The sequence below is a fragment of the Glutamicibacter sp. MCAF14 genome, assembly GCF_052114325.1.
Classification (GTDB): domain Bacteria; phylum Actinomycetota; class Actinomycetes; order Actinomycetales; family Micrococcaceae; genus Glutamicibacter; species Glutamicibacter arilaitensis.
In genome coordinates, this window is sequence record NZ_JBFREO010000001.1 from 514,099 (window position 1) to 533,091 (window position 18,993).

The window sequence follows — 18,993 nt, forward strand, 5'->3', positions numbered from 1 at the left end:
GCCGGTAAACCTCAGGCCAAGGCAGGGTTGGGGATCGAAGCGAGGCGTTACCCGAAAGTTCGTTATGTGCGGTAGAAGCAAATAAAGTCTTTTCTACTTTGCATAACGGAGGTTATCGGACAGAAAATCCGTTTAGGAGAGTAGGCCTTCAGAACAGAATAAGAACGATAAAAGGACCTGTCAGTAATGATATTTTGAATGAATAATCTTCGCCCATAGCTATACATAATTTAAATTTATCGACAAGAAAAATCCGCACTGTGGAGTGCCGGGGCCACTGCTCACCGGCTGGTGGCGCAGGTCGCGAACTTCACGGCCCCGGCCAATACCGAGCACGGGGTGCTGCAGGTGCTGCGCGCCTCCCTCCAGGTGCGCAGCCAGCTGTAGTGGTTCATCCTCAGCTATGCGGTCTCGATCGGTAGCTACTTTCAATGCTGTCTGGACATCGGTTGAACCGCCCGTCGGCATCGAGCAGCCATCCCATGCGCTTGTAGCTTCTTGTGCCGACACAGGTTTCAAGGATCTGCAGTTGCGGAAACTGTGCGACGAGCTTTCGCTCGATGCTGGCGATTTCAGATGGTTCATGCAGCTGCATGTTGAACGTCAGGTTCGCTTCCCCTGTGGTGGCTGCGCACAATCTTAGGCTGCGAAAAGTTTTAAGGAATTGCGCGATTCGGTCTTCCATTCCCGGTGGCACCTTGGTAAACCACTGTACCAACAGCGGGGATCCGGAGTAGTCGCTAGCCAGTTCGCAGCGGATGTATATCATGCCTGCGGATAGTGCGGCATTGAGCAAGCGAGCTGCGGTGGCCGGATGCTGTCCTGTTGATTGGGCAATATCCCGTGCTGTTGCTCGGCCATTGACCTGCAGGACTTCAAGGCAGGGCCACAGGGCCGCAGGGATAGTTCCGACTGAAACCTGCGGTGCTGGCGCCAGGGCGCGTAGCTCATCCTCCTGCCGATGTGAAAGGACATCGAGTCTCCACTGGTCTCCGCTGGCATAGACGCGTGTGCAGACGGAGGCCTTGATCCTCAGAACCCCTTCCACTGCCCACAATTTGGGCAGCACCCGGTGTGACATGCTCAGCCAGTCCGGAGCGATGCAGGTCAACCGGAAATCGGCATGCCGCGAGGAACTGTCAACGGAATTCACCTCCGGTATCAGGCACAATGCCCGCAAAGTGGCATCCATGAGTCGGGGATCCGCCTCCACGTCCAAGAGCACGGTGCAGTGCATCTGCGGGCGGCCACCCAAATGCCCCAGTATCCAGACGACCCGTTGCGAATGCAGGCGGTTCCAGCGGTTAGACAAGGTGGCCGGATGCCTTCCAAGCACCTTGCCCAGCTCTGTCCAACTTGAGCGTGGCGCTATTTGCAGCGCATGCACTAGTTCTAAGTCATCTTGCGTTAGTTCGAAATCCATCATGGTGCAACTATTGTCGGTCGATCCACGTTCAAATGCAATTAAACCTTGAATCTACGGGCGCACGTTCTAAAGTCCCTGATGATAAACAGTGTGATTGGCCTCATAAGATGCCTCCTTGTCAACGAAAAGAAGGTCCGCGATGTATTCTTCGGGAAACATTGTCAGCGATGCCCAGCACCTGGCGCCTGAAATCCAGAAGCTACGCCATGAGCTTCACCGTCAACCGGAAATCGGACTTGATTTGCCATTGACCCAACAGCGAGTCCTGGAATGGCTCGAACCGCTGGGATTCGAGGTGACTCTGGGACAAGAACTGAGCTCGGTCACCGCTGTGCTGCGTGGCGGTGCCGCGCGGGACAATGCTCCCAGCGTCCTACTGCGCGGCGACATGGATGCCTTGCCAGTAAGGGAAAAGGCCAACGTTTCCTACGCCTCCCAGACGGGCAATACGATGCATGCCTGCGGCCACGATTTGCACACTGCCATGCTCGCTGGAGCCGCAACGATTCTGGCGGATCGCCGCGACCAGTTGGCCGGTGATGTCGTCTTCATGTTCCAGCCTGGCGAGGAAGGATTCGACGGTGCTGGCCACATGATCCGCGAGGGAGTGCTTGAAGCCGCTGGTGCAACGGTAGACGCAGCCTTTGGGTTGCATGTCATGAGCGCCTTGGGAACCTCGGGGCAGTTTATGAGCCGTCCCGGCCCGGTGATGAGTTCTTCAGCTGGCCTCTTCGTCACGGTGCACGGGCAGGGCGGACACGGTTCCGCACCATTCCTGGCCAAGGATCCGGTCTATGTTGCTGCGGAAATGGTCACTGCGCTGCAAGGGATGGTTACACGCAGGTTCGACGTCTTCGATCCAGTGGTGATCTCCGTAGGAGTCTTTGAGGGCGGCCATGCCCGCAATGTTATCCCCGAAACCGCGCACTTCGAAGCTACCGTCCGCTCATTCAGCCGCGAGACCTTTGCAGCATTAGAACAAGAACTCCCGCGCCTGCTGCGTGGCATTGCCTCAGCGCATGGCGTAGACGTTGAAATCGAACTGCGCCCGGAATACCCGGTGACAATCAACCACGAATCTGAGACTGCCTTCGCCAGCCGTGCCGTGGTGGAGCTCTTCGACGAGTCAGCATATGCGCAGATGGCAAACCCGCTCGCGGGATCGGAAGATTTTTCCCGGGTCCTCGAACATGTTCCCGGAGCCTTTATATTCCTGTCAGCGCTGGCACCGGGCATTGAGGCTTCCAACGCACAATTCAACCATTCACCTTTTGCAGAATTCTCCGATGAGGTTCTGCCTAAGGGCACCGCACTCTACACGCATCTGGCCATCAGCAAGCTCGCTGAATTGTCTGCCAACTAACCTCGGACCGGAGAAATCTCATGGAAACGACTAAACTCAGCGCCGCGACGTCGACTACTGACCGACCGTATAATCGCAAGGAACTGACGAAGAGCCTCTTCGGCATCGGTGCCGGCAACGCTGTTGAATGGTTCGACTGGGCCATCTACGCCACCTTCGCCCCGTATATCGCCAATAACCTCTTCTCCCCGCAAGACGCGACCAGCGCCTTCCTCGCAACCATGGCCATCTTCGCCGTGGGCTTCGTAGCGCGACCGGTGGGCGGCGTGCTCTTCGGCGTGATCGGTGACCGCATCGGGCGCAAGACCTCGATGACGTTGGCTGTCGGCCTGGCAGCGTTAGGATCGTTGATTATTGCAGTGACCCCAAACTTCGCAGCCGTGGGTGCATTTGCCTCGGTGATGCTCCTGATCGCCAGACTCATCCAAGGCTTGGCTCACGGCGGCGAACTTCCCAGCGCCCAGACCTACCTGGCCGAGATGGCACCGGCACCGAAACGCGGCCTATACGCAACGCTGATCTACTTCTCTGGGACCGCCGGCATCGTCTTTGGCACTTTGCTCGGAGCCATTTTCACCTTGGTCTTAACCACCGAGCAGATGAATGGGTTCGGCTGGCGCATTCCCTTCGCATTGGGAGCTGTTTTCGGACTATACACCCTCGTCATGAGAGCACGTTTGAAGGAAACTGAGCAGTTCACGAAGCACAAGAAAGCCGAGAAGCAAGCTACACAGCCGAAGGCCTCGCTTATCAAAGACTTCATGGCCAACCGAACAAAAGCCTTGCAAGTCATCGGATTGACAGTTGGGCTCACCGTGGTTTACTACATTTGGTCCGTTGCCACCCCTGCGCATGCAATCGCTACCCTTGGCATGGAACCATCCGAGGCCCTTTGGGTTGGCGTAGCGGCAAACCTAATCTTCATGGCGGCACTCCCATTCTGGGGTAAAATGTCGGACCGCATTGGTCGGCGTCCGGTGTTGATCATTTCGTCTATTGGTGCTGCTGCAATGCAGTTCCCGATGACCTTCGTCGTGCATGGTGAATGGTGGCAACTATTCATCGCCATGTCGGTCATGTTGATCTTCATATCCGCTTCGGCGGCCATCATGCCCGCGGTCTATGCCGAGCTGTTCCCCACCTCGGTTCGCACTATCGGTGTTGCCGCGCCATATGCCCTGTGCGTAGCTTTGTTCGGCGGAACAGCGGCATATCTCCAAGCAGCTCTGGATAGCTGGTTCGGTGAATATGGAGAAACGGTCTTCTCGATCTATTCGATTGTGCTGCTGCTGATATCGGCCCTAACGGCATGGGCCATTACTGAATCCCGCGGCAAGGAACTGACGGATTAGCCTGCACCAAAAGTCCTAGCTGTGCCATCCGGTGCCGAAGCGCTCATAGGCGCTAGGGCGTGTTCCTCTTTATTGACTCAAAGCCGGGCTCCGCACCAAGCGATGCACGCATGAGAACCGCTGCCCTGTACGTCACCGCAAGCTTGCCGTAACGGATGGCCATAGGCCTCCGTTGCTCCAGCGGATTGAAACGGCACGTGGAGCCGCACGCCGGGGGACCGCTCATCCTCGGGCCTAAAGTTCACATGTCGAGGGATGTGCCTGCGTTGTCGATAAAACGGACAAGCGGTTCGAGGCTCGCCAGCCATTGCTCATCGAGTCGTTCTTGGTGCGTGTTTGTCTTCCATCCGATGAGCGGTTTAAGCAGGGCTCTTATTTAGTGAGTCCAGCTTCCGGGACCCAGTTCATTCCTTGCTATCGACACTTCAGCATATTCTTCCTATTCCTCGTGCCGCCAGTACCGCGAAGATTTCGCCCACACCCGAAATGTCCTGGCCCAAGAAGGTACCGAAGTGTCTTTCGAGAGCTTTATGGCACTGGCGCCAGCACTGAAGATGGACAATACGTCCGCCGTGGTTGGATGAGAAATACATACTAGAGCACGGATTCATGACTGTTTGGCCCGGGAACACGCCTGAGCCAAACACACTTTATTACCTATAGCCCTGGCTTCATGGAAGGAAGAGCCTGAAAGGGCCAACAAATAAAGATGACGGGATGGGCTCACAGCCCATCCCGCCACTCTTCATAGAATTACTAGGCGTGCTTAGCGCGCCTGAATCTCGGTAGCCTGAGGACCCTTAGGGCCAGCTTCAAGCTTGTATTCAACGGTTTGGCCTTCTTCAAGGTTCTTGAAGCCGAAACTCTGGATCGCACTGTAGTGTGCGAAAACGTCTGCGGATCCGTCTGAAGGAGCGATAAAGCCAAAGCCCTTTTCGGAGTTGAACCATTTAACAGTGCCAGTAGCCATGTGTATTCCTAAATCTTATGCCAGCGGTGAGACCGTGGTTTGAGCATGTGCCGCCTAAGCGGCACGCAGTAAGTCTTGAGATGCATAAGACGATTTTTCATCAAGCCCAAGCGGGCTCTACTACCAGAACATCGAATTCTGAGTCCGGGTGTAAAGAAAGAATCATACAGATGCATGTGTGAGCGGTGGAGAAGGTCCTATAGGAACCAGGCTTCCAACCGAATGCCTTGCAAGAAGAGCAAGGACGAATATTTCAAGTGACGCGATTCGCTCTCGCAGAATTTTCATCCGAGGAGGCGCTTATTAAAAATCCAAGAGGAAACAAAACTGATCTTAGTGAGCCGAATTATATCCAAGACTAATAATACCACGTTGAACGCGGGTGGCTTTCCTCAGCTATCATTTCGCCGACTGCAAGCAGTCTATTTATGAGATCCGGTACCCGGAAATCATGGGGCACTCGAACGGATCACGGGCCGAGAGCCCGACCTTGTTCAGGTAGGAGATGACCTGCGCGTAGGACTCCCCGACACTGGCAACGGTGTAGGGGACCTGGTGCTCGGCGCAGTAGCTACGCACGATCCTTGAAACCCCGGCCAAGTTGGCGCGCGGCATCGAAGGGAACAGGTGGTGCTCCACCTGGTAGTTCAATCCGCCGTAGACGTGGGAGAGCACCTTGTTGCCGAAGCTGGAGCGAGCCATCACGTTGCGCCCCGTGAGTACCTGGCGCGAAAAGAAGTCGATGCGGGCATCGGCCGGCACCATGGGCATGCCCTTATGGTTGGGTGCGAACGAGGCGCCCATATAGATGCCGAAGACCGCCAGCTGCACACCGAGGAAGGCGAAGGCCATGCCTACCGGCAAGAGAAAGAAGACGGCGCCCAGGTACAGGGCAATGCGCAGACCGATCGAGATCAGTTCGCGGCGGCGGTTCTTGACCCGCTGGCCGATGAACAGGTACTTGATTGACTGCAGATGCAGGTTCATCCCCTCCAAGGTCAGCAGCGGGAAGAACAGGTAGCCCTGGCGCTGGGTGATCCACTTGAGCAGGCCGCGCTGGCGCTTCGCGTCGGCCGGCTGGAACGAGATGGTGTCCCATTCGATGTCCGGGTCTTTGCCGATGGTGTTCGGCGTGGCATGGTGTTTGTTGTGCTTGTTCATCCACCACTGGTAGCTGATGCCGACCACGATGTTAGCCAGGAAGCGGCCGAGCTTGTCGTTGGCTTTTCCGGAAGACAGGATCTGGCGGTGCGCCGCTTCGTGGGCTAGGAAGGCGAATTGGGTGAGCAGCAGACCCAACATCGCGGCCATGAGCAGCTGAAACCAGCTGTCGCCCAGCAAGATCATGCCTGCCACGGTGCCCGCCAGCAATGTGGTTAGCACGATGCTGATGCCCAGGTAGTGCCCGGGCCGGCGACGTATCAGTCCGGCATCGCCGACCAGTTGCTTGACGTGAAAAAAGCTTTGAGGATCACCGGGTTTCACGGTGGGAGCTGAAGATATCAGCTGAGAACTGCGAGGCAAATAATGTCCTTGTTTGAAAGAACTCGCGATGTCGTTGAGGTGTGTCACCCGACCGAGCCTGTAGCTCAAAGTCTACCCGGAACTAGAATGATCCCAGCGAGAGTTGCGAAGTCATCATTCTTCCTCGCGAAATGTAGCGGACCGAAGTGGTCAGCCACTGACCGGATTACACATCCACGGAAGGTGCTTTCGCTTGCTTCTCTTCTGATGCCAGCCCATGGTCGACCTCCTGGTTCTTCGGATTCTATTCAGTGTCTAGTACGAGGGATGCTGCAATACGCGTTAGGGCTTCCTCCTCGCTGGTTTGGAGCAGCTCAGCGATCATTCCGACCATGGCTTCTCCTAGCCGTGCAAGGATAGCGACGGCTTGAGCATTACCTCCTTCGAGCTCGGAGGCGACGATCAGGAATGCTTCGCGATCTTGGTGAACGAGGGAGGTAAGTAAGGCGATGCCTAATGCTGCTTCAGGGCTGTTGCCCATGAGATATTCCTGTCAGTGAAGATGAAATCGGATGATTCTTCAGTACTTGCGGCGTAACATCAGCAGCTACTCAACCCTAACAGGGCAACGGGTATGCCAATGAATTACCGTTTGACCGGCCAGGAACCTTGGTCATCGTGCATCAGTGCGCGCACGGCGGTACCGCGTTGCTTGGCGTGTTTGCTGACCAGTTCCACGGTTTCTACCCGGGCGGCGGCTGCGCTGACGGCGGCGAACTTATGGGTAATGCCCTTAATGTTCAAGGTGGCGGTGCCGTCTTTATCGTCCATCGCTTCAATGAGTTTGGGGGTGGCCCCCGGGAAGTGGACACCGGGAACAAAAACGCTAAGCAGCGATCTCCATCATAACCGGATAATCACCCTCAAAATCAACCGGTGACCGATAGCCCAACGCAGAATGCTTCCGCCGGTTGTTGTACCGAACAATCCACCGGAACACCTCAGCACGGCACGACTGCTCAGACTGCCGCCGCTTGGCACTTTGCAGCGTCTCGCGCTTCAGCGTGGCATTGAACGACTCGGCCATCGCGTTATCGGCACTGGACCCGATGCGGCCCATCGGCTGCACCACACCCAGGTGCCGGCACACCGCCTGGAACTGCGACGAGGTGTACTGCACCCCGTGATCCGTGTGCATCCGGGCGCCGTCCAGAGAGCCCCGGGCCATGGCAGCCGATTCCAGTGCTTCCACGACCAAATCAGGGCGCATGTGATCGGCAATCGACCAGCCCACCAAACGCCGCGAGCACACGTCCGGCACCGTCGCCAAATACAAGAACTTCCCCTCATTCCGGTACGGAAGGTACGTGATATCGCCAACGTAGAGCGAGCCGACTTCATCCGCGGTGTAATCACGGTTGACCAGATCCTCGAACACCTGCGCGCCAGGATCTCTCACGGTCGTGGACTTGGGCTTGCGCAGATGCACACCGACCAGGTTGTTCTGCCGCATCAGCCTGGTCACCCGCTTGTGGTTCACCGGCTGGCCAACCAAAGGATCCTTGTGGACTTTCGGGTCGGCCGCCAGTCAACGGTGACGCGCCGATATCCCAGCGTCCGGTTCCATTCCTTGTCGTGGCGCAGGATATGCTCCAGCAACACGCCATCGCGCTGCTGGCGTTCATCCCGGGCCTGGCGGGTTTCACGCCACTTGTAGTAACTGGAGCGGTTCAGGCCCAGCACCGTGCACATCCGCTTCACCGCGTGGGTGTCCCGATGGTCCTCAACGAACTGGAAGCGGATCACCAGTTCGTCTCGGCCGCGAAATACTTCGTGGCCTTGCGCAGGATGTTTCGCTCCTCGGCCAGCACGCTGTTGGCGGACTCCAGAGCCTTGTTCCGCTCCCGTAGCGCTTGGTTCTCCGCTTGGGCCTGGGCCAGGCGCTGCTCGGCGCTCAAGTCTGCGACGGGCGTGCCGCCGTTGCCAGTGGACTGCTGCGTGGCAACTCCTCGTTTGAGGCGGTCCTGCCGCACCCAGGTCTTCAGCGTGCCGCGCGCGATGCCCAGGTCCTCGGCGGCCTTGAACTGATCGGTGTAGGTATTCTTCGGCATGGGTAAAACTCCTGATTTCCCTGACCATTATGGGTCAGTTACAGGGTGTCCACCACTCAGGGGCTACCTCCGTCAGAGGCCATAGAACTATTGGACAACCCAGGAGTTCATGTTGAACACCCACCGCAAAGACATTCATCTATCTCTGTCACCTGACCAGTACGGTGACTTGACCAGCGCTTTGGAGACCCACCTTAACGGGTTACACCAGTTCGCCAAGGAGTCGGCTTTAGGTTTCGGTTTAGAGACCACTTATTGGTCTCACCGCGTTGCAGAAGTCCAAGGACTGCTCGAAGCTGTGCATCGTCTCGCGGCAGGAGAAAACCCCGACGCGGTGAATCAAGACCTGCAGCGCCTTTCCCCCGATTCACATGAGCATCCGCACTCGTAGCACGCACCACAGGCGTGCTCGATTAATGAAGCGAAAGCCGAGCCTGAACCTCTTCAGCTTTCGAAGCTGAACGAGGCTGATCAAACCGGTGATAGAGCGGCGCAATAAAAGACTTACTGGTAGAGAGCTACGGATTTAGCTGTGCGGCATGGCCGATGACTGGCCTTAAGCCGCAATGCTCCTTTCTCTGCCATCCGATAGTGTGCGGAAAGGGTCAGAGGCTCAAGCGCTGCCCGTAGCTTTTCGTGTCTGACACTGGGTGGAATACCGGGAGGGGCAGTGCCACTGCGCAGGAATCCCAATACTTTACTCGGAAAGTTACCGCGCCTTGATTCTCTGTGCGAGCAAAAAGCTCTGGGATGTGAGTTGTAGCTTCCTCCGGATCGACTGACTTCAATACGGGGTTCGGCGGGGAAACATAGAGGAATTTAAGTTCATCAGAGCCAGCGTCGAGCATGGCGACCAAGGCAGATCGCCCGTGCATGGATACCATGCCCATGACGTCGTTGAGAAGTTCGGCAGGCTCAGCCATGACAATTGGCATTCCCTGAGCCCAGCCGTGCGCGGCGAGGTGTGCGCGTCCTTCACGTGATCCGAGCAGATCGCTGACGCGTTCGGCAGTTTGCGTTCTTACGAGACGTCCTGGCATTGGTACTACCTCCACTGTGTTCTTGAGTCTTCCGAGTGATCCCCATCAGCTTGGAACAAGACACAACGCAGACTGGCTGCCTGTCGCTGCGGTTCTTAGTGTGTTGTTTCCACCCTAGGATGATCGGCGCAACAAAGCTACCGATTCAGGTAAACGTTAATAAAAGTTCACGTCAGCTCATCAATTGGCAGTTTTTAAGGAACCGAATTGCCTGTGGAAAGAAAAAGTGGATTGGCGGAAGAATGCCGAAAATGACTAGTCAGACAGGCAAAGGCTGGGGGCCGCGCGTTGCTCAGAGCGCATATGAAGCGTCGAAACTGGGGATCGGTGAGGATTCTCAGAAATTTAAAAGGTTTGACTAGGGAATTGGCACAAGGCTCAGCGATTATCAGATGACAGCTGGGCATCCGCCGCGTGGTTGTCGTTGCTGACATAGAGGGGGATCTGGTGAAGCGCGGCGCTATGAGCCCAGAAATGGACGCGAAAGCGCGTGATCCTATTCTCGCTGTGCCTGACGCAGAGTTCCGCGAGCGTAGTTCCCGATGGCAGAGGAACAACTCTGGTGAAAAGGGGGCTGGGAATGGTGACATGCCACAGTTGTAAGGCGTCAGTTTGAGCGTCAGTGAGCACCAGGAGCACAGCCCGCCCATGGACGGAAACAAACCCCATGACGTCTTCCACCAGCTCATCTCGGTGGGCGAAGACTACTGGCATGCCTTCCACCCATCCATACGCGGTGAGGTGCCTTTGAGTTATAGGGCAGTGCAGCAGCTCATTGAGGCGCTGGGTGGCGGGGGTATGTAGTTCGGGCGTGTTCATATCTTCCTCCATTGAGGGCAGCTTTCCCTAAGCTGACCGACCACGAGCCTTACTGAATTTTATTCAGGTACGTTCCCCGGGTGTCGCCTCTGACGCTCGGTAATCTTCGTGGAGTGATCTTCTGAGAATACTCCTAACACGGAAATTGGCCATTCAATCAGTGGGAGGCTCTGGCACCTCAGCGTCGGGAAGTTCTAGGAGGACTTAGCCAGGGTGAAGTCGATGTTTATGAGTGGGCTAATTTGTGTGAAGCTTGTCCATTTTATTGATGCGTCGGTAGAGGGTTGCGCGGGACATTCCCATGTCTTTGGCGACTTGGGTTGCTGGTTCGCCGGCCTGGATGAGTTTTGCCGCGGTACGGATCTGGGACTCGGTAAAGGTCGGGCGTCGACCTCCAAGGTCGCCGCCGCAGGTGCGGCGTTTGGTGACGGAGTCGTTGATGCGTTCGCGTTTGATCTCTAATTCCATTTGGGCCAGTGCTGCCATGACGGTGAAGACCATGGCACCCATTGGGGTTTTAGTGTCCACGTCACCGCCGCCTAAGTTCAGCACCCGTAAACCAATATTTCGCTCACGAAGTTCTTCGGCTAATTCGAGCATTTTTTGGGTGGAGCGCCCAAGCCGGTCCAAGGTGGTGATCACGAGCGTGTCGTTCGGGTGCAGCGATTCGAGCGCCTTACCGAGTCCGGGCCGCTTCGCCAATGCGCCGGATAGGCCGTGGTCGATATAGAGGTCATCGCGCCGGACCCCAGCCGCAAGAAGATCCTGGATTTGCCGATCGGCATCTTGGGCTTTAGTGGACACGCGGGCGTAGCCGATCAGTTTGGTCATCGGTCCTTCGAAAGTGTCTCGCAACTAATGGTGTAGACATGATTCTATGCCATTAGTTGCGACACATGGTTGCGAGAACTTCGAACCGTTGAGTTTCCGCGAATTTTCAATTGGGGGAGTGGCTCACGGTGAGACGTCTTGCAACCTATGGGTTGCAACACCTCTCGTTGCGCGCTACTCCCTTGTAACTTTCGGCATTGAGCAGCAGCGATTGGTGATCGCTAAATGTCGCGTCAGTGTTGCCCTGCCCCTAGTTGCCAAAGGTATGAGGCGCTCAGGCTACGAAGCGCGCTACAACGGGCAAAGCGCAGCTTCGGTGCCGATAGGGGGTAGAAGCTCAATCGTAGGAATCCCTTCCTCAGAGATTCAAACACGCATCGAGGCTATGGCTAGTCCGAATCGTGAAAGAGGCACGTCCGATAAGCTGGCGCTCATGAGTGAGAATAAGAAAACTGATATTCAAGCCCTCTGGCGAACAGATGCACAGTTGCTACAGCTTGAACTGGCGCGTCTACGCAACGTCATTAAGCACAACCTGACTAGCGGCACAGGAGCTGAAGAAGCATTGCGAAGTTTCTTGCAGAAGCGACTCCCGTCTTCGCTAGGCGTAACTCAGGGTCAAATAATCGACAGTTGCGGCAATATTAGTCCCCAATCTGACGTGATCATCTATGACGCCGTTCGGACGCCTCATATCTTCCACTCGTCCGAAGGCGGCACATCCGTGGTGCCTGCCGAGGGTGTGATTGCTGTTATCGAGGTCAAGTCAAGTATTTCGAAGGCGGACGTTCCAGGGGTCGTCAAAAATATGCAGCAAATAAAGCGCTTGAAAAAGGAAGCATACTTCTACCCCCTTTCCGGTTATGTGGATGCTTTCAACCTTTACGGTCGAGGCCCTGTACCGGCATGGCCAATCACTTATTCCCTTTTTGCCTACGAGAGTTCCTCTGAGCAGAATCTTGCGGAAGCCTTCGACGAATACAACGGTCCACTCGAGGTTGATAAGAGAATCGATAACGCTTGTTTCCTAGACAAAGGCGCCCTATTGAACATGGACGAACTGGGTTTCTATCTGGCGCTTCCTACGGACAAGACAAATCACTTCGTTGGAACTTCAGCGGATGCTCTCCTCTATTGGTACGCAGCAGCTTCCAGCATATGGCTTCAGGCGAGGCACTACCCCATCAACATGTTGGCTTACGCCCAGAGGCGCGACCGCTGAGACGAAGTTGTGAACGGGTGCATTCTCGGTCCCTAAGGCGCGGTCCGTGACTCGCCCACTCTACTCCGCTGCCAGATGAACGTATGGAATTCAAGTCATAGGTGCCTAGACGACATGCCGGAGGTCGTCTCCAAATTGTGATTTGTGGAATAGCCGGGTGGATTGAGTGCGATCTGAGCAGGTCGTCTATCGGCACGGAGTATGAATTCGTACAATTGTGTACTAAACTAGTTTTTATCTAAAGCGCAAGGGTGTCGTTTTCGTAGAATGTGAAAGAGGTAAGAGTGGAGACAGGTCTTCAGATTAATTGGTGGTTGGAGCGTTTCGGTCGTTTTGGACGTCATTTGCATGACTTGGCCTATGAATCTATGCGTACTGCTCATGAGGAGCATGCGGACGCTCAGTCAATAATTAGCGCGCCACATCGCCGCGTATATGGTTCTGTTAATTACAGTGCGCAATACCTCTTCAATACATCTTTGAAGGATCACCCTGACGTGAGTTTTCTTCCTCCGAAGCGCGGAGCCACTAAGCTTCCGGTTGTAAACGGACGAGTCATAGTTCTTTGGCGATATGCGAATCGTGATGGCATGGACCTATTTCTGCAGAAATTCGCAACCTCGGGATCTCGGGCTGCAACTTTCGAAATGAGCCGTCAGCCAAGTCAGCCGAGCTTGGGGGCAGAAGTAGACATCGACATGAATCTCACGGACAGCGACAAGGAATTTCTTGCAACGCTGGCATCAGCAGCAGATGGGGCTTCTGATTTAGGAACTTACTATCCAGTTGTACTTGTAGCCTATGCAAGCAATGCTTCAGGGATCTATCTAGCGGTTGGAGCGGACGCATCCCTGAAGGATGACGGAACCCTCAATTTAACCAATCTGGAGTATATGAAGGGCGTTCGCCACAATGAGCCAAAATTGCGGGCTGCCAGTGTTTCTAAGCGTTTTGATCTGGCACCTCGAAAGCCTCTCGTATTGAAATCGAAGATTGAGAATGAAGAGTAATACGGATCCACTTCAGCTAGAGCTTTTTTCGAATGAAATTTTAGTTTCTGCTACAGCTGCACATGACGACTTTGAAGCCACTCGGTTAACTCAAGCTCGCCAGTTAGCCGGGCTCACTAAACAGGCTTTGGGTGACGCCATCGGGGTTTCAGGTGCTGCGATCGGGCAATTCGAAGCAGCAGTTACGCCACCTAGGCCGGCGGTTATTGCGGCTCTAGCACAGACTCTCCAAGTTCCTGTCGCTTTCTTTACTTCCGGGAGACCTATAAGTCAGATTGATGCTTCCCAGGCGCATTTTCGTAGTCTGCGTTCTACTAGATTATTCGAGAGGCTTAAGGCCGTTACGTTCGTGGAATGGGTTTGGGAGTTATCTTTCGCGCTGGAGAAGCGAGTTCAGCTTCCAACGCCCAACGTTCCATCTATTGAAGACAGTTCAGTAGAAATGACACCTGCTGAAGCCGCAATCGCTCTTCGAGAATATTGGGAACTGGGGTCTGCGCCCATTTCTCATCTAACGTTAACTATGGAACATAACGGCGTCATCGTAACCGCACTGAATTTTGCGGATGATCCAGAAGTTCCGAGCCGTGTGGACGCATTCTCAACCTCAGCCATGCAACGCCCAATCGTAGTGACGACTAAAGAACGTTCCTCGTCGGTGTTTAGGCATCGGTTTACCTGCGCGCACGAACTAGGCCATTTGATCCTTCATAGGGACGCGATTCCAGGCGATCCTAAGCAGGAACGAGAGGCAGATGCTTTTGCGGCGGAGTTCTTGACGCCGACATTGGCGATTGAAGCGAGTCTTCCTTCGACCATGAATCTCGCTCGTTTAAACAAATTGGGGAACGAGTGGGGGGTCTCCACTGAATCTCTTATAAGACGTATGCAGGAGATCAAGGGCGCATCTGACGTGTCAGTCCGGCGTGCATATCAGAAAATTCGAGAACAAAAAGCATTAGGGATTCGCCGCGATCCACTAACTTCCGATTCTCCGGGAGAACAGCCGAGCTTGCTTCGAGAGGCCGCAGTGCTGGCTGAGGAAAATGGCTTTTCGTTGGTAGATTTGGCAAATGAATTGCAATGGCCGATGCATCGAGTTCGAGACATGCTTGGAATCGTTGATAAACGCCCCCACTTGACTCTGGTGAAATAACAGAGGGGGTGGTGACGCACCTCTCCGATCACACTCTAGATTTGATTTTTCTTTTGTTCTTCATCCTTGCGAAGTGCCCGGTAGACAGTGCTGCGGCTGACGCCGAGAACCTCGCCAATTTGCGCGACTGTCATGTCCTTCTGCTCATACAGCCTCTTCGCGGTGCGCAGCTTGTCGGGGGAGAGGGACGAGGGGCGGCCTCCGGTACGACCACGTGCCCGGGCGGCCTGTAAGCCGGCGTTTGTTCGTTCGCGGATGAGGTCTCGCTCAAACTCTGCCAGGGAAGCAAAGATGTTGAACACGAGCCGGCCACCGGAGGAGCTGGTGTCGATGTTCTCCTGCAGGGATTTGAACTCGATGCCTCGTTGCTGCAGCGCGTCCATGTGGTTAATCAGGTGACGGATGGACCGGCCGAGTCGGTCCAGGCGCCAGACTACGAGAGTGTCACCGGGGCGAATCTGGTCCAGGAGCTTATCGAGCTCTGGCCGTGACTCGAGGGCGCCGGAGGCAGTGTCTGTAAAGATGCGATAGCAGCCGGCGTTAGTCAATGCATCGAGCTGAAGTTGCGCGTCTTGGTCGCCGGTGGAGACTCTGGCGTATCCGAGGAGGTGTCCCATGGGTATTAATGTATCAATACTCGTGGAATGGTCGGTGTTTCGATGCATAGTTTGTGGCACTGAGTTTTGCGACGATTTGAACGAAAAAGAATGTTGATTTTTCAACTGTCGAGGATTTTCACTCAACCTGCCGGATGAGTGTGTCATAAACGACCGTTTTTGAGATGCAGTCTCGGACGGTTGTCGCACTCATAGTGTTGACGTCCAGAAGAACCCTTGTGATGGTCTCCGAATCCGGTGCGAGATCGATTCAAGGGCACTTGCGTGAACATATATAAAAAAGCCTGAAAAAACTTACTAGCCATCCTTCCTCTGTGATGCGTTTCACGCTAGGATCATATTATCCACTGATCAGAAATATTATTTCTCTTCAGATCAGGGATCTTTCTCGTTGAATGTGCGTTGGATGCGCTATGCGTTTTTTGCGCTTCACTATGTTCATGTTTGACGGCTTACTGGGATCATTACTGTTACGTGCTAGGGGTTGTGTTTTGAAAAAACGTCATATGCTTGCGGGAATCGCCGCTTCGAGCATGCTGGTCATTGGTTCGGCTATGCCGGCGTTGGCTGATACGGGAAACGGTTCTTTGAATGAGCTGGCAAGTCTCAATCCTGGAACCTCGGTCACCGAGCTGAGAGATTCGCTGGGTGAGTTCGCACAGGATGAAGGAATCAGTTTGGACGAAGCCGTTAATCGGGCTTTGTCCGAGAGCAAGGCTTCGGTGCGGGAAGCGAAATCGGTCGATTCTCTGGCTAATCGAAGCGTTGCTTCGGCCGCCAGCAGTAGCGGGGGCAGCGGTACCGTTACCTTGGGTTCTGCGACGCGTAAGGGTGATCTTTTCGTCTCTCCTGCTTCGACGCTTTTCGTTCAGCATGGCCACTCAGGAATTTACTACTCAACCGCAACCATCGTGGAAGCTCCCGGGACCGGAAAGAATAGCCGATCGATCGCAGGCAGCTCGGTGAAGGTAGGCAAGGGCGCGGTGAAGCAGTACGTTTCGACTACATCGACCAATAGGGGCAAGGCTGCTAACCATGCCTTCAACAAATTGCGCGGCAAGGGATATAACTCCAACTTTGCCGTGAACAAGTCGACGACCGGTTCGAAGATGAACTGTTCGCAGTTGGTGTGGGCGGCCTACAAGGCGGCGACGGGGATTGATCTGGACGGCAACGGCGGTTTGGGCGTTTATCCTTACAACATCAAGGATTCCTCAAAGACAGTGACGTACAAGACCCTCTAAACGTACTGGAAAACTAGTATTTGGGCCGGCCTAAGATTGGGCCGGCCCAAACTCTGTATCAGAATGGAACACTCCATGATTCACGGACGTCGTATCATCACCGCAGCGGCAGTGTCGGCCACTGTTTTTACCCTGGTTAGCTGTTCACCAACTGATCCCTCATCCCAAAAAACCGAGACTCTAGGCGAGGCCGAATACGCACTGTGCTTCAGCGCTGCGAGCAGTGACATGGATGGGGAAAGCCAAGACGGAAAGGTTTTGCTGGTAAACGACGATGGTGCTTTTTCAGAAGTGCAGACCTGGGGCATGGACATGTGCACGATGGAGTGGACTGAGAAAGGGTTGTTCTTCAGTGATATGAAGACCGACTATCTAATTGATGGTAACGGCATGAAGAGTTTTGAGAATGCAAAAACGGACAGCCAATACGCCATGCTTGCCACCACGCCGGATACTGCAGTGGGACTTTATAATCTGGGCTTCAGCGACGTCGGGTATACGACTCAGGTTGTGACCACCACCAGTTCCGGAAGCTCTCTAGCCGAAGTTGAAGGTAGCTATTTCATTGCTGCTCAGTGCGAGGGGGAGGTCTTCGGGATAGGTTTGGCTACCGGTCCATATTCGAAGACGGGTGATCCTGATACAGAGCCCATGGTTCTCAGCCAATTAACTGGCACGAACGATGGCAAGGAGAAAGTTGTCGGCAGCAGTACTCGGGCTAGAGAGGGCGCGGTACTCAATGATGCGCCATGCCTTGATGGAAAGATCTACTACATCTCTGACGAGAGACGAGGTGGATTGGATGTTGCTGCTAAGGCCGTTTTATCGATTTGGGACACCAAGACCGGTAAGTATGAGAGCAAGGCCCTGAGCTCAGATGAAGCGACTGAGCCTTTCATCAGTGAAGATGGTACGGGCCTTCCTCAAGTTACCCGTCAGTCGCTGAAGGACGGAAAGCTTGAGTGGTACGGGGTTAAGGATTCGATCATGTCCACGGACACCAAGACGGGACATACGGAACGCAAATTTAGCGTTGAAGGATATAGCGATAATTCCGCTTCATCCAAGGCGATCTTCACTGATACTGAGGTTGTCGTCATGGCAGATAATAATGATGGTTCTCCGTACAGAATTTTGCGTTATGACCGGCACACTGGGGAAGAGGTGGGGCGGGCCGTGTTGGATGAAGATCCCACAAACCTCAGCAGCGGTTTCTTCTTTAGGGGATTTGCAGTGAAGCCGTGAGGGTCTACTTTGTTCTCGTTTAGCTGATTGTTTTGGTTATGGAATTGCATTTCTCTGGTTGTGATGACCCGGGTCTGATGACGGCTGGTTCGTATCAAGTTAGATCGAGCTTCTGTGTAGATGCCCAGCTTTTTCGTGTGATATGGACCTTTGCGCAGCGGTCGGGGATAGCCGTCTCGCGGCAGGCTACCCTTCAGGGACGACGCAGGTTGGTAGGGAACGGAAAATTGGCTCGGAGTCATAACGCCATGACTCTGAACAAACCTAGTGATCAAGACCTGGCCGATGGTGGTTCGAGAAGCGATCACTGAACCATATTCTGCCGATGGCCCAGCTGACGGCCGCCAGCGGCACGGCAAGGATCGCCCCGATAATTCCAGCGAGCACGGCCCCGGCGCTTAACGCGATCAGAATAACCAGAGGGTGGATATGGAGGGTTTTTCCCATCACTAGGGGTTGGAGAAGGTTGCCCTCTAGCTGATTCACAGCGAAGCTGACGCCAATGATGATCAGTGCTGCCGTTGGGCCATTGGCCACGAACGCGACCAGAGCAGCAAGAAGTCCGGTGGTGGTGGCGCCGAGTATTGGGATGAAGGCACCGATGAAGACCACGACAGCCAGAGGAAGCGCCAGGGGTACCTGCAAAATCCATAAGGTAAGGCCGATCAGCACGGAGTCAACCAGAGCTACGATGGCTGTGCCACGTACGTATCCGCCTAGCACCTCTATACCGTGTATTCCGGCGAGCCGGGCTTTTGCCAATTGTCGCCCTTTGAGGGGTATCAAACAGAATGCCCACAACTTCCTGCCGTCTTTGAGGAAGAAGAACAAAATGACTGCCATGAGGATGAAACTAGTGAAGACCTGCGTGGCAACGAAGATGCTGTCTACCGCGGTGTTCCCTGCCGTCTTGCTGGTAACGAAATCGCTCGCCGCGTCGCGGGCATCCTGGATCATGGCATCATCTACGGGCAATGGTCCCTGTGCGATCCAGGCGTACAAACGGTCAAATTTTTTCACCGCCTGATCCACAAGCTCCGCCCACTGGGCACGGATGGTTACGACGACCCCGGCGATGACAGCCGCGAAACCGGAGAGTACGAGAATGTAGGCCGTCCCGCTA

General features: G+C 54.8%; 18 protein-coding genes and 1 pseudogene. 8 read left to right on the plus strand and 11 right to left on the minus strand.

Annotated features, from left to right (window positions below):
* Positions 1–397 precede the first annotated feature (397 nt).
* Positions 398–1,426 carry an Lrp/AsnC family transcriptional regulator gene (locus AB4Y71_RS02440; protein WP_441717706.1) on the minus strand — a complete coding sequence of 343 codons (1,029 nt, stop codon included), beginning with the start codon at positions 1,424–1,426 and terminating at the stop codon, positions 398–400.
* A gap of 139 nt (positions 1,427–1,565) precedes the next feature.
* Between AB4Y71_RS02440 and AB4Y71_RS02445 the strand changes: the two genes are divergently transcribed.
* A complete protein-coding gene (locus AB4Y71_RS02445; protein ID WP_441717707.1) occupies positions 1,566–2,789 on the plus strand; it encodes a M20 metallopeptidase family protein in 1,224 nt (407 codons plus the stop codon).
* Positions 2,790–2,809: 20 nt separating this feature from the next.
* Positions 2,810–4,141 (plus strand): MFS transporter, encoded by a 1,332-nt coding sequence (locus tag AB4Y71_RS02450; RefSeq protein WP_441717708.1) that lies wholly within the window; start codon positions 2,810–2,812, stop codon positions 4,139–4,141.
* 766 nt (positions 4,142–4,907) lie between these two features.
* On the opposite strand, the gene AB4Y71_RS02455 is transcribed toward AB4Y71_RS02450, so the two are convergent.
* The 5 genes and pseudogenes from AB4Y71_RS02455 to AB4Y71_RS02475 form a co-directional block, all read right to left on the minus strand.
* On the minus strand, positions 4,908–5,111 hold the full coding sequence (locus tag AB4Y71_RS02455) for a cold-shock protein (protein ID WP_441717710.1): 204 nt from the start codon (positions 5,109–5,111) through the stop codon (positions 4,908–4,910).
* A gap of 426 nt (positions 5,112–5,537) precedes the next feature.
* Complete coding sequence (locus tag AB4Y71_RS02460; protein ID WP_441717711.1) at positions 5,538–6,596, minus strand: fatty acid desaturase family protein; 1,059 nt, start codon at positions 6,594–6,596, stop codon at positions 5,538–5,540.
* A 283-nt stretch (positions 6,597–6,879) separates the two neighbouring features.
* Complete coding sequence (locus AB4Y71_RS02465; RefSeq protein ID WP_441717713.1) at positions 6,880–7,116, minus strand: hypothetical protein; 237 nt, start codon at positions 7,114–7,116, stop codon at positions 6,880–6,882.
* A gap of 104 nt (positions 7,117–7,220) precedes the next feature.
* Positions 7,221–7,406 (minus strand): hypothetical protein, encoded by a 186-nt coding sequence (locus AB4Y71_RS02470; RefSeq protein ID WP_441717714.1) that lies wholly within the window; start codon positions 7,404–7,406, stop codon positions 7,221–7,223.
* Between the two features lie 55 nt (positions 7,407–7,461).
* A pseudogene (locus AB4Y71_RS02475) lies at positions 7,462–8,686 on the minus strand (IS3 family transposase).
* A 109-nt stretch (positions 8,687–8,795) separates the two neighbouring features.
* On the opposite strand from AB4Y71_RS02475, the gene AB4Y71_RS02480 reads away from it, so the two are divergent.
* A complete protein-coding gene (locus AB4Y71_RS02480) occupies positions 8,796–9,077 on the plus strand; it encodes a hypothetical protein (protein ID WP_441717715.1) in 282 nt (93 codons plus the stop codon).
* Between the two features lie 214 nt (positions 9,078–9,291).
* On the opposite strand, the gene AB4Y71_RS02485 is transcribed toward AB4Y71_RS02480, so the two are convergent.
* The 3 genes from AB4Y71_RS02485 to AB4Y71_RS02495 all read right to left on the minus strand — a co-directional run bounded on the left by AB4Y71_RS02485 (position 9,292) and on the right by AB4Y71_RS02495 (position 11,376).
* On the minus strand, positions 9,292–9,726 hold the full coding sequence (locus tag AB4Y71_RS02485; protein ID WP_441717716.1) for a hypothetical protein: 435 nt from the start codon (positions 9,724–9,726) through the stop codon (positions 9,292–9,294).
* Positions 9,727–10,104: 378 nt separating this feature from the next.
* Positions 10,105–10,545, minus strand: a complete 441-nt coding sequence (locus tag AB4Y71_RS02490; RefSeq protein ID WP_441717718.1) for a hypothetical protein — start codon at positions 10,543–10,545, stop codon at positions 10,105–10,107.
* A 237-nt stretch (positions 10,546–10,782) separates the two neighbouring features.
* Positions 10,783–11,376 carry a recombinase family protein gene (locus AB4Y71_RS02495; RefSeq protein WP_441717720.1) on the minus strand — a complete coding sequence of 198 codons (594 nt, stop codon included), beginning with the start codon at positions 11,374–11,376 and terminating at the stop codon, positions 10,783–10,785.
* A gap of 433 nt (positions 11,377–11,809) precedes the next feature.
* Here AB4Y71_RS02495 and AB4Y71_RS02500 point away from each other — a divergent pair, with 433 nt between their 5' ends.
* The 3 genes from AB4Y71_RS02500 to AB4Y71_RS02510 all read left to right on the plus strand — a co-directional run bounded on the left by AB4Y71_RS02500 (position 11,810) and on the right by AB4Y71_RS02510 (position 14,764).
* On the plus strand, positions 11,810–12,598 hold the full coding sequence (locus tag AB4Y71_RS02500; protein WP_441717722.1) for a DUF6602 domain-containing protein: 789 nt from the start codon (positions 11,810–11,812) through the stop codon (positions 12,596–12,598).
* Between the two features lie 284 nt (positions 12,599–12,882).
* Entirely contained in the window at positions 12,883–13,608 is a 726-nt protein-coding gene (locus AB4Y71_RS02505; RefSeq protein ID WP_441717723.1) for a hypothetical protein, read from the plus strand.
* Positions 13,598–14,764 (plus strand): ImmA/IrrE family metallo-endopeptidase, encoded by a 1,167-nt coding sequence (locus tag AB4Y71_RS02510; protein ID WP_441717724.1) that lies wholly within the window; start codon positions 13,598–13,600, stop codon positions 14,762–14,764. The genes AB4Y71_RS02505 and AB4Y71_RS02510 overlap by 11 nt, the downstream gene beginning before the upstream one ends.
* Positions 14,765–14,799: 35 nt before the next feature.
* On the opposite strand, the gene AB4Y71_RS02515 is transcribed toward AB4Y71_RS02510, so the two are convergent.
* Positions 14,800–15,381 (minus strand): recombinase family protein, encoded by a 582-nt coding sequence (locus AB4Y71_RS02515; protein WP_441717726.1) that lies wholly within the window; start codon positions 15,379–15,381, stop codon positions 14,800–14,802.
* A gap of 413 nt (positions 15,382–15,794) precedes the next feature.
* On the opposite strand from AB4Y71_RS02515, the gene AB4Y71_RS02520 reads away from it, so the two are divergent.
* Positions 15,795–16,625 carry a YiiX/YebB-like N1pC/P60 family cysteine hydrolase gene (locus tag AB4Y71_RS02520; RefSeq protein ID WP_441717728.1) on the plus strand — a complete coding sequence of 277 codons (831 nt, stop codon included), beginning with the start codon at positions 15,795–15,797 and terminating at the stop codon, positions 16,623–16,625.
* Between the two features lie 75 nt (positions 16,626–16,700).
* Positions 16,701–17,870, plus strand: coding sequence for a hypothetical protein (locus AB4Y71_RS02525; protein WP_441717730.1), 1,170 nt, complete (start codon positions 16,701–16,703; stop codon positions 17,868–17,870).
* A gap of 264 nt (positions 17,871–18,134) precedes the next feature.
* Here AB4Y71_RS02525 and AB4Y71_RS02530 read toward each other — a convergent pair.
* On the minus strand, positions 18,135–18,993 hold an 859-nt coding region (locus AB4Y71_RS02530), incomplete at its 5' end, for an AI-2E family transporter (protein ID WP_441717732.1).

What these genes read in the sequence shown, in the direction of transcription:
- AB4Y71_RS02440 (WP_441717706.1), bottom strand. Translation starts at nt 1,426, where the DNA reads ATGATGGATTTCGAACTAACGCAAGATGACTTAGAACTAGTGCATGCG.
- AB4Y71_RS02445 (WP_441717707.1), top strand. Translation starts at nt 1,566, where the DNA reads ATGTATTCTTCGGGAAACATTGTCAGCGATGCCCAGCACCTGGCGCCT.
- AB4Y71_RS02450 (WP_441717708.1), top strand. Translation starts at nt 2,810, where the DNA reads ATGGAAACGACTAAACTCAGCGCCGCGACGTCGACTACTGACCGACCG.
- AB4Y71_RS02455 (WP_441717710.1), bottom strand. Translation starts at nt 5,111, where the DNA reads ATGGCTACTGGCACTGTTAAATGGTTCAACTCCGAAAAGGGCTTTGGC.
- AB4Y71_RS02465 (WP_441717713.1), bottom strand. Translation starts at nt 7,116, where the DNA reads ATGGGCAACAGCCCTGAAGCAGCATTAGGCATCGCCTTACTTACCTCC.
- AB4Y71_RS02470 (WP_441717714.1), bottom strand. Translation starts at nt 7,406, where the DNA reads ATGGACGATAAAGACGGCACCGCCACCTTGAACATTAAGGGCATTACC.
- AB4Y71_RS02480 (WP_441717715.1), top strand. Translation starts at nt 8,796, where the DNA reads ATGTTGAACACCCACCGCAAAGACATTCATCTATCTCTGTCACCTGAC.
- AB4Y71_RS02485 (WP_441717716.1), bottom strand. Translation starts at nt 9,726, where the DNA reads ATGCCAGGACGTCTCGTAAGAACGCAAACTGCCGAACGCGTCAGCGAT.
- AB4Y71_RS02490 (WP_441717718.1), bottom strand. Translation starts at nt 10,545, where the DNA reads ATGAACACGCCCGAACTACATACCCCCGCCACCCAGCGCCTCAATGAG.
- AB4Y71_RS02495 (WP_441717720.1), bottom strand. Translation starts at nt 11,376, where the DNA reads ATGACCAAACTGATCGGCTACGCCCGCGTGTCCACTAAAGCCCAAGAT.
- AB4Y71_RS02500 (WP_441717722.1), top strand. Translation starts at nt 11,810, where the DNA reads ATGAGTGAGAATAAGAAAACTGATATTCAAGCCCTCTGGCGAACAGAT.
- AB4Y71_RS02510 (WP_441717724.1), top strand. Translation starts at nt 13,598, where the DNA reads ATGAAGAGTAATACGGATCCACTTCAGCTAGAGCTTTTTTCGAATGAA.
- AB4Y71_RS02515 (WP_441717726.1), bottom strand. Translation starts at nt 15,381, where the DNA reads ATGGGACACCTCCTCGGATACGCCAGAGTCTCCACCGGCGACCAAGAC.
- AB4Y71_RS02520 (WP_441717728.1), top strand. Translation starts at nt 15,795, where the DNA reads ATGCGTTTTTTGCGCTTCACTATGTTCATGTTTGACGGCTTACTGGGA.
- AB4Y71_RS02525 (WP_441717730.1), top strand. Translation starts at nt 16,701, where the DNA reads ATGATTCACGGACGTCGTATCATCACCGCAGCGGCAGTGTCGGCCACT.